The sequence below is a fragment of the Flavobacteriales bacterium genome, from assembly GCA_026129465.1.
Taxonomy (GTDB): domain Bacteria; phylum Bacteroidota; class Bacteroidia; order Flavobacteriales_F; family PHOS-HE28; genus PHOS-HE28.
The window spans coordinates 3,736,651-3,753,340 of record JAHCIA010000001.1; the positions used below are offsets into that span (position 1 = coordinate 3,736,651).

Genomic DNA, 16,690 nt, shown 5'->3' on the forward strand with positions numbered 1-16,690 from the left:
TGTCATTATCACCTCTCGCGATGCGCGCGCAGCAGATCATCGTCTCCCTGAACCTGCTGCCTCCGTACTCCGCCTATGTGTATGACTATGCCGACCTGAGCGGCCAGGCGATCATCACCCTGACCAATACCACCATGGACCTGAAGGAGGTGCGCCTCGAGGGCAGCCTGGTGAACGTGTCGGCGGGTGTGTTCATCCGCACCGAGGCAGGGCATCGCGGCGCATCGCCCATTCTGGTGCCACCCGGTGGTACCGTGGTGCTGGGCACCCAGCCAGGCGTGCTGGATTTCTTCGATCCGCAGTATGTCACCACCAATGCCAGCCAGTCCACCCAGCAGGCCATTGTGCAAACCGGCCAGTTGCCCGAGGGGCTGTACCAGCTCTGTGTGGAGGCCTTCGACTACAACGGTCCGCAATTGCTCTCACAGCCCGGTGGAGGATGCTTCACATTCGGACTCAGCTATGCCAACCCGCCCATCATCACGCAGCCGGTGCATGGCATGGAGCTGTCGCCCTACCTGGTGAATCCGGTGTTCAGCTGGACCCCGCCCTTGGGCAATCTGGCCGGAGCGTTGATCGCCTACGACCTCTTGGTGACACCGGTGTTCGAGGGGCAGAACCCCAATGACGCCATCATCGCCGCACGCAACTGGCAGATCGGGCAGCCCGTGCTGCGGAAGGAGGGCTGGATGAGCAATGTGTACGTGCGGCAACCGGCCGATCTGCCCTTTGAACAGGGCAAGACCTACGCCATGCAGGTGACCGCGAAGGACCTGAACAACAATGTGGGCATCAGCAACCAGGGGCGCAGTGAGATCAGCGTGTTCACCATCGGCATGTCCGAAGTGCCCATCATCCCTTACGTTGGTGGGGGGGGCGGCGGCACGATCATCGATCCGGGCGTATCGCCTGAATTCCTGGCCAATACCCTTTCGGGCAAGCTTCACTACTTCTGGCACAACCTCACCAACCATGGTGAAAGCCAGGGTGGTGGCGGTGGCGTCGGTGGTGGCGTGATCGGTGATGTGGGGATCGTGCAGGTACCCGGCATGATCATCACGGACCTGGATGGCGGCAACCGGTCGGGATTCGGTGGCTTCACGCAATCCGCGCTGGCCGGGGTCACGGTGCAGCTCATCCAAGCGGTGCAATTCCAAAGTGCGCCGGTCATGAGCGTGAATGCGGACAAGCTGCTGCCCGGCAACATATTGGTCTCGGAGACCGACCAGCTGGTGGTGCATGACCAGCCCACGCTCACCTTTCCCGTGCTGGCCACCGCCACCACCGATGCGCAGGGCAATTTCCACTTCAATGTGCCGCACGTGGAGGCGATCGACTTCGGCTGGAAGCAGGGCATGGTGAGTTCCACAGGCGGATGGACCGGTGAGTTCAACCAGACCTACACCGGGACCTTCAGGCGGGTGTTGATGGTGCGCGTGGGCAATCCGGCGCGCAAGTATTACGCACAACCCATCCAGTTCAATGCCGTGCTGCCCGCCAACGGCGACCTGGGCCTGTTCCATGCGCAGGTGAAGAGCTACGATGTGCGTGTGGTGGTGGCCGAGAAGCAGGACTTCCAATTGGTCAAGCCCAACATGGAGGTGCTGCTCTTGCGCAAGACCGGGTCGAAGCCTTCCCATGTGCCCAAGGATGAGGCATCGCGGGGGGACCTGGCGGCCCATGAGACCATCACCATCAACCTGCTGCAGTATGAGATCCTCGCCAAGGCGGTGACCAACAGCGACGGCCTGGTGGAGTTCCGCGATCTGGTGCGCTTCGATTGCGCCACGGAGTCGAACAACAACCTGTACTTCACCTGGGCGCGGCCCACGGACGAATTCACTACGCAGTGGAGCCTGAGCAACCTGCCCCAGCCGGTGAACTACGCCTACCAGAACGATTGGGGCGGTTCCTGCTTCAATGTGGCCAACAACGCGCTGATGACCGTCTGCACCAAGTGCCTCCTCTCGTTGCGCGATGGCTTCAGCACCCTGAGCCGGAGTCATGCGCGGGCCTTCAAAGGACAGGACGCGTGGCTCTACCACGTGAACCGCACCACCATCAAGAAGCCCGCGATCACCGCCACGGTGAAGAACCAGCAGGCGGGCACGCAGGCGAACATGGCCCTGGCCGAACCGCTGGCGCCCTGGAAGCTCTGGCGCATCAGCAATGCGGGCATGCAGCACCTGATGCAGGGTGGCCCCGCGTGGGGCGCCAGCCTGGAGGGCAATGAGCCCGATGGATTCATCATGCTGAAGAACGCCCTGGCCGGTGCGGGCAAGCCGATGGTGCTCGAGGCCTTCGGGCAGACCGGTAACGATGGCCGCATACACGCGCAGAACCTATCGGTGGAAGGACCCTTCAGCGCGCCCCAGGGCTACTTCTATGTGTTGGATGTGGAGAAGGCGGGATTCGGTCGCCGCATCAAGGTGGTGAACCGCATGAACATCAGTCCCGGTGGCGGCACGGTGCCCGCAGGGGGGCTGCTGAACTTGGGCGTCTTCGGCAATTTCCTGGGCGGCATGGGCGGGGGTTCCAGTCCGTCGGGTGGCGCGCCATCCGGTGGCGGCAGTACACCGATACCCTTGAGCATGTACGGCGATGTGGGCATGGTGAGACCCGGCTACCAGTACAGTGCGGGTGAGATCTGGCTTTCGCCCAAGGGCAAGGTGCGCGTGGTGCTGAACAACGAAGCCGGACAGAGCCTCGGCGCCAGCGCGCATTACTGGGATCCGGCCAGTGGTCAGCAGGGCGTGATCGTCTCCTCCTCGTTCAACTGGTTCAGCAACAAGCAGGAGATCCTGCTCGATGTGCCCAGTGGCAATGGACGTAAGATCATCATCATTCCCAACAACCTGGACCTGTACGACCGGGACACCATCACGGTGAACGTACCCGCCACGGGCACCCATGTGGTGAATGCCGTGGTGCCCTACAAGCTGCACCGCATCCATTTCACCGTCCATGGCGAACCACAGAACCCCATGCCCACCCTGCCGGGCCAGGACCCCGGATTCCAGGGGCCCAAGCTGGCCGGTGCGCGCGTGGAGTTGATCGGCACCAATGCCATCCTGTACCCCGCCATTGCGCATCCGGCCACCGCCGCCGGCGGTCCGGTACCGGCCTCACCTCCGGGGCAGCCCCTGGTGCGGTCCACCAACAACGGTGGCATGGTGGATTTCGCGGTGAAGGTTTCGGGCGGCGAGCCGCTCAAATTCCGCATCTACGCACCGGACAACAGCGGCTTCGTCACCCGCGAGGTGGAGGTGAGTTCCGTGCCCGGGAAACACTGGTACGACAAGCCGTTGGAGTTGCAGCGCGGGCGCACCGTGCAGGGTCATGTGCGCATCGACAGCGCTGCCGTGGCCGGTGCCAACGTGCGCTATACATATCTGGGCATCACGGCCGAGGCGCAGACCGGCGCGGACGGTTTCTACTCCCTCACCAATGTGCCGAAGCAGGCCCTCACCTTCATCGCTTCCAAACAGGGCCAGTATGTGGGCATGGAATACGTGGAGGGTGGTGTGAACACCAATGCCTACGGTGCCGCCATCGCCACTTTCGATGCACAGCAAGTGTTGCAGGGCAACGTGGTGCTGAACCTCGATTTCCAGCTCAGCATCTACGATGGCATGGATTTCAGCCGGATCCTGGGCTTCCCGTTGGAGGTGACAGCCTTCACGGAACTGCAGGGAGGGCAGGCGCGCATCAACGGTTGGGTCACCGTGCCGGATTCGGCCAACGCCACCTTCCGCCTGAAGCAGGCCTCGGCCAGCGGCAACGACCTGGGTTGTGTGCGCTTCGAGCAGGTGGTGGTGGAGCCGGATGTGCTGGTGAACCAGGTGAACGTGCCGCTTGTCCGTCCGGTCGCATTGCCCATGCCGCTCAGCGTGAACGAGGTGGCCATTGGCATGTATCCGAAAGCGGCCGATGATGACTTCGCCTACCATGCCACGCTGCGCGACACCCAACAGGGCATCGCCTTGGAACGGCCACCCGGTGGCGATCAGCGGGGCGCCGTGACCGGCGGCGTGCAGGTGGCGGTGGCCTCCTTCACCGACAACAACTTCACCATGCCATCGGGCCAGGGCATCGGGCTGGCGGCACCCACCGGTGGCATGCGCATACCCGCCTTCGCCAGTGATGCGCAAGGCTGGTATCCCACGGCACAGGCGCTGCGGGTGGCCAATACCAATGGTCAGCCGCTGGCCTACACCCTGCATGGCTTCCAGGCGAACAGCATCACGGCGGGTTCCTACTTGTATCCCGACTCGCTCGTGCTGGACACGCGACTGCACACCGACCTGGAGTTCATTCCGGCGCCGGACAACGACCTGGACCTGGCCATCGGCTCCATCAAGCTGGTGGAAGGCCAACTCGTGCACTTCAGTGGTCCGCGCAACTTCAACATCCCCCTGGGCCAGTTCGATCTGGCGGGCAGTGAACTGACCATGGACAACAGCGGCTTCGCCTTCAAGGGCGTGCTCAACGCGGCGGGCATGGAACTGGCCGTGGAGCAGGGCAGGCTGGGCCCCACCAGCTTCTCGCTCGGTGAGATGGGCGTGCAGAACATGAAGCTCATGGGCACCATACCCGTGGATGCCCTGCGCCCTGCGGAGTTCGGCTATGACGCGGCACGGCCCATACCCGCCTGGTATGTGGTGGTCACCAGCCGCGACGACCAGGTGACCGGGGCCACCATCAGCGGTGCGCACTTGGACGGCATACCGGCACAGCGCGACATCGCCATCACCTCCATCTGGCTCTTCAGCAATGGTGCGCAGGAGGTGGCCTTGCGCAGCGGCATCGCGCCGTATCCGTTCCACGGTGTGAGCGAGTTCCACCTGATGAGCATGATCATTTCGCCGGACCTGCTCACCCTCTCCGGCGAGTTGAACCTGGGGATCCCCGGCTTCCCCACCTTCACCACGGGTCTGCTCTACGACAAGAACCCCGGTGGCATGAGCGACTTCAGCCTGCAACCCTTCGCCATGCCACATGTGGACGTGAACGGGGTGCAGATCGCCTTCAACAAGGGCAGCCTCAAGGGCAGCCACAGCACGCCGGGCAACAGCAACTGCCTCACTTTCGAGCCGGGCAAGCTCACCATACGGGGAGTGATCGGCGACCAGGACCCCCAAGTGTTCAAGGACCTGGCGTACACGCTGGAGCGCACCGCACAGCTCACCAAACTCACCGTGGACCGGGAGCCGCAGCAGAGCATGCGCCTGGGCGGCGACAACCCCGGCAGCCGCATCCTGATGACCGATGTGGAAGGTGAGATGTGGGTGCAGAACGGGGCCAACGGGCCGGCTTGGAACACCTTCTATGTGAAGGGCGACATGCCGGAGGAGATGGGCTTCGAGACGCAGAATGGCCAGCCGCAGCGCATGCGTTTCGAGGTGCATGGCGATCTGCAGGTGGAGAACCAGCAGGTCAAGCTCAAGGACATCGAAACGCCATTCGGCAACATCAACATGGTGTATGACATGCAGCACCATCGCTTGAGCGGATCGGTGAATGTGGCGCATGGCGTGAGCAATGGGCCGAGCATGAGTGGTGCCGCGGCCATCGTGATCGATCGCGATGGGTTCTACTTCATGAGCGGGCTCCAGGTGAACCTCAGCGATCCGAAGATCACCGGCATGGCCTTCATCCTGCTGGGCGACTACGCCACGCGAACGCCCGAGATGGATGCCATGCTGATGCAGTACAGCCTGCACGTGCAGAAGAAGATGGAACGCCAGGTGCCCGCCTACCTCATACCGTCCATCCAGGAGCTGTTGGTGCAGCAGCCTGCGGCGGGCGTGGCGATCGCACAGGCCATGTATCCCTCCGGCGACCTCCTGCCGCCCACCTATCTGGGGCTCTTCGGCAGCGGCCGCTTCAACGGGTTCTACTTCAACGCCGGGGCGCAGATACCCTGGCCCATGATCCCCACCTTCAGCATCGATCTCAGTCCGCTGGCCTCCTTGGAGATGGGTTGCGAGGCCGGCATCGATGTGCGCTTCGGGGCCAACTTCGGGTCGGGCATTTACGGCGTGGGCTTCGACACCTATGTGGACATCTACATGGGTGGCGGTGGAAGCATTGGGGTGCTGTGCGTCCATGGCCGCATCGGACTCTACCTCACCGTGGGCCTCGATGGGGTGTTCCAAAGCAATGGCAACTACAACATCACGGGTTCGGGCGCGGTGGCCCTCACCGGTGACATGACGGTGGGCGGCGGATTGTGCTCGATACCCTGCGATGACGACCTCTGCCTGCACTTCACCATCGGGGGCACCATTGGCCTGGGCATGCAGGCGAACATCAGCAACAGCGGATCGGACTTCGTGTTCACCATGGGCAACAATGGCACATCGACCACCCAGCATGATCCGCCGCCCACCGAGAATTGACCCCTTGATGCATACCCTCATGCGCTACATCCTCACGATCCTGGTGTCCGTCCTACTGGCGCCTTTGGCGGCGCAGCGTTCGGATCCCGAACTCGCCCGCGCCGGTGCCAAAGGCATCTTCGTCTTCACCGGTGGCCAGTTGATGCGCGCTGGCGGTCCCGTCACGGGCATACGCATCGAACGGCGCACCGAAGGGCAGGAGGAGTTCCGCAAGGTGGCCGAATTGAAGCCTGTGAACTCCGCCAAGGAGATCGCCAAGGGCATGGAGAAAGCCTCCGGCCTGTTGCCTTACCCATCGCGCTCCGGCGCGGCGAAACCCGACAGCCTCTGGCAACGCCTGCAGCGCCACGGGTCGCGCGAGCAATTGGGCGCCGGCAGCAGTGACATGGCCGCGTTGCTGGCGGTGGGTGCCGTTTGGTGCGACACCGATGTGAAGCCCGGGACGCTCTACCAGTACCGGGTCACGGTGCAGGGTGCCCAGAACCAGTTCCTTTCACGCTTCACCAGTTCCTCCGCCGGCAGCGTGGTGGAACCCCTGGTGCCGCTCTTCACCAGCTACCAGGAACACCAGCGACGCCTCAACCTCTTCTGGGCCTGCACGGGCACCCATCGGCCGGAGATCCTGGAAGTATCGCGCAGCGTGGACCGCGACCCGTTCGAGCGCATCGAACCGGAGATCCAAATGGACCGTCGGCAGGGCGACAGCGTATGGTATCGCATCACCGATACCACGGCCCTGCGGCACCGTGCCTTCCGGTATGTGGTGAAGGGCTGGGACCTGCTGGGCAACCCCATGCCACCCTGCGACACGGTGTACGCCGCTGGCCTGGATGCCACCCAGATGCCCATGCCCTATGACCTTTCCGCTGTGGGCGACAGCACGGGGCGCCGCATCGGGATCAGCTGGAAACTGGACAACGCCCCCTTGGTGAAGCATGTGGTGCTGCAGCGAAGCACCAACAGTGTGGACGGTTTCAGGAACGTGGCCGAGTTGAGCACCGATCGAACCGGTTTCGTTGATGAGGACATACGCCCGGCCACCTCCTATTTCTATCGCTTCGTGCTGGAGTACAAGGCCACGCACGTGCCCATGCGCGGGGTCAGTTTCGGTGCCGTGGCCTACGATCGTTCGGCGCCGCCACCGGTGGAGGAATTCGATGCCGAAGTGACCGACCAAGGGGTGAAACTGACCTGGGTGCATCCGCATCCCGACCTGTTGGGATTCCACCTCTACCGCGGTGAGGGCGATGGACCGTTGATGCTGGCCGCGCCGAGGTTGCCTGCCGGGTCGGAAGGTGGCTACAGCTACTTGGACACGGCGCGCAGTGTCACAGGTGGGCGCATGTATCGCTATGCGGTGCAGGCGGTCAGCACCAGCCATGTGGAAGGCGCATGGAGCGACACGGTGGCCGTGTTGCCCACCGCCCATGCACCGGTGCCCGAACCACCCAAGGGCATCACCGCCCAAGTGGATGTGGATGTGGCCATCGTGCGCTGGGAGGACCAGAGTGGTGAGGCCCTGTGGGAAGCGTACAAGGTGGTACGCACACGTCCGCAGGGACGCGTGGACACGCTATGGCGCAGCACCAATTTCCTGGTGGACACACTGGATGCCGATGGGCGCCCCACCACCTACCGGGTGATCTCCATCAATGCCTTGGGCCGCTCCAGCCAGCCGGGTCATGCGGTCACGGCAAGGGCCAGGGTGGCGCCGCCGGCCGCACCTGGTGGCGTGGAGGCGCGATCGGTGGGCGGCAAGGTGACACTGCTTTGGGAGCCGCCGGTGAGTGAGGTCGTCGAGCGGTTCGACATCTATCGATACACACGCGGCAGCGATCCGGTGAAACTCGGCAGTGTGCCTGCCGGGAAGCCGCTCCAATTCGAGGATTTCAATCCCGTGAAGGGTAAGCTCACCTTCTACTTCGTGCGCAGCGTGGCGGTCACAGGGGCCGAGAGCGGGCCAAGCAGGGAGGTGGGGGTGCAGCTTTGAGTTCAGCCTTTATTGAAGGGCAGGAAAGGCCATGATCGACACGGAACATCGGTCCGTCTCGGGCCCGGTGTTGCTGACCATCGGGCGTCGATCAGCGAATCAATAGCTGATCTCCATCGGAGTCTTCTCCAGGTCGTGTAGGTCGAAAAAGTGCTCGCTCCCGACCACTGCGCGTATGGCTGCTTCACAGCGCTTCCGTTCCGGGTTGTTGAAGTCGAACGGATCGGAGGTGGTCACGATCGTGGTCGCATGATCATCGTTCCCGAACACTGCCAGGAAGGGCCGTAGGGCTGCGTTCTGCCGTATGTTGGGGACGGTGATCCGCTTCCCGAAGATGGTGACCCAGTAAAGGCCGGGGAAGAACTTCCGGTCGATGCCATCGAGTCCCAGCTTCATCTCCGTTGACTCGTCCTCGGACACCTTCCAGTTCTTCGCGTGCCATTCCGCTTCCGTGGCGACACCACCGAAAATAACATGATAGCGGCTCACCAGATCGTGCAGCAGACCCATGAAAGCGTGGGTCAGCGCGGGCTTCTGGAGCACCTTATCGTCGACCCAGAAGACCCATTCGGATACGCCGATAGAGCGCCAACGGATCCAGCACAGGAATTTGTGCTTGCTTCCCTTCAGGAGGATATCGCCCGAGCGGCCACCGCCCACGAGCAGCTCACAGGCTTGGTGCAGGTTGCCCTTGTCATAGGCCATCCGCAGCGGCTCGTGCGCGCCGAACCTGCTCAACGCGACGAATGCATCGTGTCGCTCCAGCGTACCGAACAGGTCGAGCGCTTTTTTCGTGGTATCAAAGAGGTGGTCCGCGTAGAGTCTGGCAATGAGCATGGGGGCGTGTTCAAGCCGGTAAAGGCCATGCCTCGGCCTGCACGAGCGCCAAAGTTGAAGGATCCTGCTGTTGACGGCTCACTCCGCCAGATGTCCCGTTCGCTTGTCTTTGGGCGATTGGTTCTGCTTCCTGGCCCGGATGCATGCGCCTTTCAAGGCCTTCACTCCTTCACGAACCGCACCATCGTCCGCTTGCCATTCAGCATGCAAGCCACGCTGTACAGCCCCGGTGCCAGGTCCTGCACATCCAGCACCAGCCGGTCCGTATTCGATTGTTCGCTCAGCAGCAGTCGCCCATCCAGGGCGTGCAGGGCCACTTCGCCTAGCGGCAGGCTCTTGCTGTGCTGCACGATGAGCTGGTCGGCGGCGGGGTTGGGATGGACGGTCAGCGATGTCGTGAGCGTGATCTCCTGCGTGCCCGTGAAGCCCGTCGGTATAAGGAGGATGGCCATGTTCCAGTCCTGGTCCAACCGGTAGATGGTGAGCAGCGGCTTCAGCAGGTTGCCCAGCTTGTACCACTCGTAGCGGTGGTCGCAGATGGTCTCTCCTTTGCCAAAGGGATCGAGCCCGCAGAGCGTGGTGCGGATGAGCACCATGCCTGGGTAGCTGCCCGCCGGGGTCTGGAGCGTGCCCGATGCCAGCACCTTGCGCTCCACCGCATCGATGTCCATGCCGCAGCCCGCAAGACCGGGCAGCACCGTGGTGCCCAGCGGGGCGGGATAAGTGAGGAGCAGGCCCGGGCAATCCGGCTCCAGCGTGGCGGGGAAGCCGGGAAAGTCGAGTACCACGCCAACGCTTTCCAGTTCAGTTGTGGTGTTGCGATAGAACCAGTGCAGATCGCCCTGGCCGGGTGTGGATTCCACCAAGCAGGTGCTCGCGGTCGGTGCCAGGCCAGCGAAGGCACTGGAACCCGCGTCCATCACGGCGTAGGTCACTGGGTCGTCCGCTGTCCAGGCGATCGCGCTGATGTTCCAGGTGAGCCCGGTGCCGACGGTATCCAGGGTGGAACCGAAGGCATCGCCCACGAACCGGTCATGGCTGTACGCGCCATACGGCGGCACGGCTTGCGACTGGTCGAGTACTTGGGCGCTGGTCGCGTGGGCGAGCACGCTGGCGAGTAGGAGTGTGTGGCTGCGTGTCATGGGTGGATGATCAGTGTTTCACCAAGCGCGTGGCACTGCGCTGGGCGTTGTGCTGGGCGGTAAGGGTGTAGAGGCCTGCGGGCAGGTCCGTCAAGTCGATCACCAGGCGGTCCTGCTGTGGCACGCTGAACTGCTTCACCAAGCGCCCATCCGCAGCATGGATGCGCACTTCGCCCAGCGGACCACCATTGCGGCTTCGCAGGGTGATGCGGTCCGTGGCGGGGTTGGGGAACAGGCTGAACGAGGCCTGCGCGTGCTCAGCGACCGACGTGAAGTCGCCCATGCGCCCGTTGCGGTCCAGCCGGGCCGCGTAGATGGCGTTGTTGGTGGAATTGAACCAGAAGCAGGCCGCGCCGCCATCGCCATCGGATACCAAGGAGTAGGAGACCAGGTCATTGGGGGCGAAGGCCGTGGTGGTGAAGCGCGTGGTATCGCTCCAGAGGTTGGTGCCGGTGTTGGTTACCCTTCCTACACGGAAACCAGGCGTGGCACCATTGTTCGCGAATGGCGCGATCATGGCCACGATGTGCGTGTTGTCCTCGGCTGCGATGGCGCGCGGGAATCCGTTCTGGTTGCCGTTGCACTGCAGGGCCAGTGCACCTTCCGAGGGCAGCAGTGCATTGCCTTCCGCATCGAAGCGCTGCATGAACACCTGCCTTCCGCCACCCAACGCCGCGCGGTTGTCCGCCCAGAACACCGTGGTCTCCGTGGCGGATTGCACCACGAAGGGGTTCTCCTGCACATCCGGGTGGATGCACACATCGATGGGTGCCGTGGTGTTGAACAGCACGCCCGTGGTGTCATAGATGGCCATGCGCAGGTCGTAGCCATTGGCCCAGACCGAATTCACCCGGGCAGTGGGCGCCACCGCCGAGCTCCATTCATAGGCCAACCCGCCGCTGTTCGCGCTCACGATCAGGTTCGAAGGCCAGAGCTGATTGCCCATGCTATCCACCCGCATGGCGTAGAGCGGCGCACCGGCTCCATTGCCCCAGCGTTCTTCAAGCAGCAGCCCGCCGTTCAGGTCGTGGCGCATGGACCAGGGGCCTGAAAAGATGGAGTTGTTCATGTTGGGTACTTCGATGCCTTGCACGGGCATCAGGTTGGTGCCATCGTTCAGCACGCGGGCCAGGTGTACATAGTCGGCACCGCCCACCGGCCAGGAGCCCCAGCCCACGAACATGCCGTTCAGGACGGGTGTCAAGCGCGGATAGAAGTTGGCGTAGCCGGTGCCGCCACCGGGCAGCATGCCTGGAATGGCCAGGAGAGTGGGCTCGGCCCAGACGGCTGCACCTTCGTCATCAAAGGCCATGGCCCGCACGGTGTCGCCCGAGTTGACGTCCACCCCGGAGATGTAGGCCATGAACAGGTTGTTGTCGCTCATGCGGGCGATGGCGTAGAAGCCGATGCTGCGCCCGGGCACTTCCTGGATCAAGCGGCCGTTCGGCTCCCACTGCGGAATGCCCTGGCTGTTCACCCGCTGCCCGAATACGGCGTAGCGGTTCGCGCCCAAGCGGTTGTCGAGCCATGTCACATACCAACCACCGGCACCATCGCCAGCCAATCGGTAGTCGCGCTGGTCGCTGGGGTCGTTGCAGACCACCAGCGGATCATTGGGGTCCGTGGGCCACTGGGCGTGGGCGGTAAGAAGCAGCAGGGAGGCAGCAAGGGTGTAGAGTGCGCGCATGGCTTGAGCTTTTCACCCGCCAAGGTGCACGTACGGATGGCCCTGTTCCCAAGGCTTCCTATCCGATGGTGGCGGCGGTGATCCAGCGGTGCGGCCGCATGGATCCGATCACTGCTTCACGAAGCGCTGCACGGCGCGGCCTTCACGTCCGCCGATCGTGGCGATGTAGACTCCCGCGGGCAGTCCGCTCACATCCACAGTGGTGCGTTCCATGGCCGTGCTACCGATGTCCTGCACCACACGTCCATCCGCGCTGAGGATGCGCACCTCGCCCAAGGGTTTGCCGCCCAGGCTCTGCAAGGTGATCTGGCCCTCGGCGGGATTGGGGAACAGGCTGAAGGAAGGCACCTCGTGCTCGGCCACGGAGGTGAAGTCGCCCAAGCGGCCCCAGCGGTCCAGCCGCGCGGCATAGATGGCATTGTCGTTCCAATTGAACCAGACCGAGGCCACACCACCGTCGCCATCATCGAGCAGCGCATAGGTGCCGGGTGAGGGCATCTTCTGATACACACAGAAGCGAACGGTATCGGCCCAGGCGGTGCTGGCATCGGGCAGCACGCGTTGCGCGCGGAAGCCTCCCCACTGGCTCACAGTGGCCAGGATCACAGTGCCGTCCTCGCTGCCCATGAAGCGCGGCATGGTGCCATTGCTGTTGGGCTCCATCACCAGCGCGCCATCGGTGATCCACTGCGCCAAACCATTGGCATCATAACGCTGCGCATGCACCTGCTGGGAGGTATAGGGTGGGCGGCCATCGGCCCAAACCACCCAGGCACTGCCGTCGTGCAGCGTCACATGCGGGCTGGAGTTCCCGCCGGGCGCGTTGTTCAGCGTGTCGGGCGTGCTGGTGAGCATGGTGCCGCTCGTGTCATAACGCGCGTGGAAGAGCTGCAGTTGGTTCTGCCACACGGTGGTCATCACCCCGGTGCTGCTCATGCGCGAGTGGTAGTCGTACCACAGTCCGGGATTTCCCTGTGTGGAAACCAAGGGCGGCGTCCACAGGCTGTTGCCGTCAGGATCCACGCGCTGCACGTGCAAGGGGGAGTTGTCGCTGCCCGCCATCTTCTCTATGATGAGTCCGCCGGCCAGGTCGCTGTGGAGGAAATAGGGCCTCGGTGCCTGGTTGATGTTCACCAAGGTGCCGTGGAAGGGGTGCAGCAGTGTCCCGTTGGTGGCGATGCGGCTCACCACTAGCCCCGTATTGGCATGCCAGGCCATGTACGCACCATCGGCCAGGGGCAGCAGGCCGGGCTGGTGGGTGTAGGACACCTGGAAGTAGGGTGTTGGCCCCTTGTGGCTCACCAGCGTGGGCGTGGCCCAGGCCGGTTGTCCGTTGGCATCAATGGCCAAGGCACTGATAGTGTCATTGATGAGGTAGCTGGCGCCGTGGATGTACAGCAGCAGGGCGTTCCCGTTGGGCAGCCGGGTTGTGGCCAGTTCGTTGATGCTCTGGTCGGGCAGGGTGAGGATCGTGCGCCCGTTCTCCTCCCACAACAGGTTGCCCTGCAGGTCGATCCGCTGGCCGTAGATACCGTACTTCTGTGGGGCTTCGCGGTCGTCGCGCCACAGCACCAGCCAGCCACCATCGGGCTCGGGCAGCACACGGATCTCCTGCCGCTGGTCGCTGGGGTGGTCGCACACCACCAGCGGCTCCTGCGGTGTGGTGGGCCATTGGGCGTGGACGGAGAGGAGCAGGAGGGAGGCGGAAAGCGTGTAGAGTGCGCGCATGGACGTGGCGTTGAAGTACCAAGGTGCGTGCGCATGATGCCCTGTTCACAAGGCTATCTATCCGTTGGTCGGTCGATCGATCCTGTGGTAGGCTATGCCGCCCACATCCGCTTCAGTTCCGGCCAGCGCCGCCGGCTCACTTCAAGCTTCTCGCCGTCCTTCAATTCGGCGTGGCCATCATGTAGGCGCAGGATGGTGTCCTTGCGCACCAGCGCGCTGCGGTTGATCCGCAGGAAACCGAAGGGCGTGAGCATCTCCTCGAACTCCTTCAATGTGCGGGCCAGCAGGTAGCGGCGGTCTTGCACCAGGTACACCCAGGTGTAGTTGCGGTCGGCCATGCAGCGCTCCACCTCGGTGGGTGCCACAAAGAAGGTGCGGTCGCCGTGGGGAATGGTGAGGCGGAAGGCCTCCACCTTGGGCTGGTTGATGTTGGCGAGGAACTGCTCCTGCACCTTGGCGCGATCAAGTTCTGCCGCGTGTCGCTCAGCATAGCGTTCGAGCGCGAAGGCCAGCTCATCGGGCTGGGCTGGCTTGGGCAGGTAGTCCAGTGCGCTGAATCGGATGGCCTGGATGGCGTAGCGCTGGAAGCCGGTGACGAAGATGACCTCGAAGTCCCAGCGCTTCAGCTCGCGCAGCAGGTCGAAGCCGCTGCCGCCGGGCATCTCCACGTCCAGGAATACCAGTGCGGGTTTCAGTTCGGAGATCAGGCGATGGGCTTCCTGGATATTGGAAGCCTCGCCGATCACCTCCACCTCGGGGTGCGCATCGGCGAGCAGACCACGCAGGTAGCTGCGTGCCGCCGGGTCATCGTCCACCAGCAGGGTGCGGATCATGGTGGAAAGTTCGGGAAGAGTGACGATCTGGTGATGACGGCCTTCAACTCTCCAATTCGATCACCACCTCGGTACCGGCCGATCCGCCCTTGGGATCCTCAAGGTCATGGATGGTGTAAGAGCCACGCTGCTGCAACCGGTGGGTGAGGAGTTGCAGGCGCTCGTTGGTCAACTCGGTGCCCAGCGAGCGGTGTCCATTGGCCTTGATGCTTTTCCCATTGCGGCCCACACCATTGTCGCGCACGGTACAGCGGAGTCCCTTGTCCGCGGCGCTGAATCGTACACTCAGCTGGCGCGGTCCTTCCTTCGCCGCGAGTCCGTGCCACAAGGCGTTCTCCACGAATGGTTGCACGAGCAGCGCCGGCAGTTCGGCTTCTTCATCCAGCAGTTCCTTGTCAGCATCCACTTCGAATTGGAGCCCTGGCATGCGCAACGATTCGAGTTTCATGTACAGGCGCAGAAATGCCATCTCCTCCTCCACGCTGATGCGGTCGCTGACGGAATGCTCCAGCACCATGCGCATGAGTTTGCTCAGGCCCTGCAGGTAGGCCAGCGCCTCCACGTGGCGGCCTTCCTTCACCATGGCGATGGCGCTGTTCTGGCAGTTGTGGATGAAGTGCGGGTTGAGCTGGCTGCGCAGGACCTTCAATTCCAGCAGGTCGTTCATGTGCTGCACTTGGTCGCGCTGGGCTTGGAGCTCCTTGTTGAAACGCTCCACATCCTTGGTGTGTTTCCCGCGCAGGCGGTAGTTCCGGAAGAGCAGGGTGAGCAGGGCGATGAGCAGCAGGGATGCCCCGAAAGTGGCGATCCATCTTGCTTTGAGTCGCTCCTCGTTCAGGCGGCGCAGTTCGTTCTCGGTCTTCAGCAGTACGTTCTCCTGTTCGGCCTGTTCGGTCTCGAATTCGGCGCGCAGCCGCATCAGTTCGCGCTGGTTGGCCGCACCCTGCAGGCTGTCCTTCAGGGCCATGTGGCGTTGGTAGTGCGCCAGGGCCTCATCGCTGCGCCCGCGCTGAACAGCCAGGTCGCCCAGGCTCAGCTCCAACTCCATCATCAGGCCGGTGCTGCCGGTCCGTTGGGCCAGAGCCTGCGCTCCAGTGTAGCTGGCGGCGGCCTCATCATGGCGTTTCAAGCCCTTCTGCGCCTCACCCATTCGTTGGAGGATGTAGGCCTTGTCCGCGTCACTGTGCAGGCTGTCGTAATGTGCGAAGGCACGCTGGTAGTAGGGCAGGGCCTTGGCGGGGTCGCTTTCCAGGAAGAGGTCGCCGCTGTTCTCCTCCACCATGCCCGATCCGTATTGGTTGCCGGTCTCCCGGTAGAGCTTGGCGGCGCGGGCGTAATGCTCCTGGGCCTTGCGTGCATCGCCATCACTGCGCCAGGCGTTGCCGATCGCCACCAGACAGTTGCCCTGCTTGTTGCGGCGGCCCAGCCGTTGTTCGATGGCCAGTGAGCGTTCCAGTTGCGCCCTTGCCCGGCCGTACTCTTTCATCTTGTTGTAGGTGCTGCCGATGGAATAGAGGAGCACGGCCATGCTGGCGCTATCCGCTGCGAGGGTGGCTTGGTCGAGCGCCTCGTCGAAGTATTTCAGCGCACTGGTGCGGTCGCCCTGTTTGTCGGCCAGCCAGCCCAGGTTGCTGAGGGCGATGGAGGTGTAGGAGGGATTGCCGATGCTGCGAAAACCGGCCAGTGCCGCGTTGAGGTGGTCCTTTGCCTCGGCCGGTCTGCCCTGCTGGGTCTCCAGCCACCCCAGGTTGTTGTGTGCGTCGGCGATGGCCTTGGGGTGGCCGATGCACGTGGCCAGGGCCAGGGCCTGCTCTCCGCAGTGGCGTGCGCTGTCGGGTTCGGAGTTGATCAGGTTGAAGCAGAGGCGGGCGAGGGCATCGGCACGCAGGGTGTCGTTGGCGGCCGAAGCCAGTTCCGCTCGTATGGCCGGTACCAGTGAGGCGTCCTGTGCATGCACACCGGCCGTTCGCAGGCTGGATATGGCGATAAAAGCCAGCCCATGGCAAGTGGGCCAGAAACAGCGGACGAACGAGGTCATGCGATCGGCAGGTGTGGAAATGTAGCCACTGGAT

The 16,690-nt window shown here is 63.4% G+C and carries 8 protein-coding genes; 2 read left to right on the forward strand and 6 right to left on the reverse strand.

Annotation, left to right across the window (positions count from 1 at the left end; genetic code table 11):
- The first annotated feature begins 20 nt into the window (after positions 1 to 20).
- Entirely contained in the window at positions 21 to 6,401 is a 6,381-nt protein-coding gene (locus tag KIT10_15760; protein ID MCW5900713.1) for a hypothetical protein, read from the forward strand.
- Between the two features lie 19 nt (positions 6,402 to 6,420).
- Positions 6,421 to 8,391, forward strand: coding sequence for a hypothetical protein (locus KIT10_15765; protein ID MCW5900714.1), 1,971 nt, complete (start codon positions 6,421 to 6,423; stop codon positions 8,389 to 8,391).
- Positions 8,392 to 8,490: 99 nt separating this feature from the next.
- Here the strand turns inward: KIT10_15765 and KIT10_15770 are convergent, their stop codons facing one another.
- The 6 genes from KIT10_15770 to KIT10_15795 form a co-directional block, all read right to left on the reverse strand.
- On the reverse strand, positions 8,491 to 9,228 hold the full coding sequence (locus tag KIT10_15770; GenBank protein MCW5900715.1) for a hypothetical protein: 738 nt from the start codon (positions 9,226 to 9,228) through the stop codon (positions 8,491 to 8,493).
- Positions 9,229 to 9,389: 161 nt separating this feature from the next.
- Entirely contained in the window at positions 9,390 to 10,370 is a 981-nt protein-coding gene (locus KIT10_15775; protein ID MCW5900716.1) for a T9SS type A sorting domain-containing protein, read from the reverse strand.
- Positions 10,371 to 10,380: 10 nt separating this feature from the next.
- Positions 10,381 to 12,057, reverse strand: a complete 1,677-nt coding sequence (locus tag KIT10_15780) for a T9SS type A sorting domain-containing protein (protein MCW5900717.1) — start codon at positions 12,055 to 12,057, stop codon at positions 10,381 to 10,383.
- A gap of 108 nt (positions 12,058 to 12,165) precedes the next feature.
- Positions 12,166 to 13,785 carry a T9SS type A sorting domain-containing protein gene (locus KIT10_15785; GenBank protein ID MCW5900718.1) on the reverse strand — a complete coding sequence of 540 codons (1,620 nt, stop codon included), beginning with the start codon at positions 13,783 to 13,785 and terminating at the stop codon, positions 12,166 to 12,168.
- 92 nt (positions 13,786 to 13,877) lie between these two features.
- Positions 13,878 to 14,618, reverse strand: a complete 741-nt coding sequence (locus KIT10_15790; protein ID MCW5900719.1) for a response regulator transcription factor — start codon at positions 14,616 to 14,618, stop codon at positions 13,878 to 13,880.
- Positions 14,619 to 14,661: 43 nt separating this feature from the next.
- A complete protein-coding gene (locus KIT10_15795) occupies positions 14,662 to 16,656 on the reverse strand; it encodes a tetratricopeptide repeat protein (protein MCW5900720.1) in 1,995 nt (664 codons plus the stop codon).
- Positions 16,657 to 16,690 lie beyond the last annotated feature (34 nt).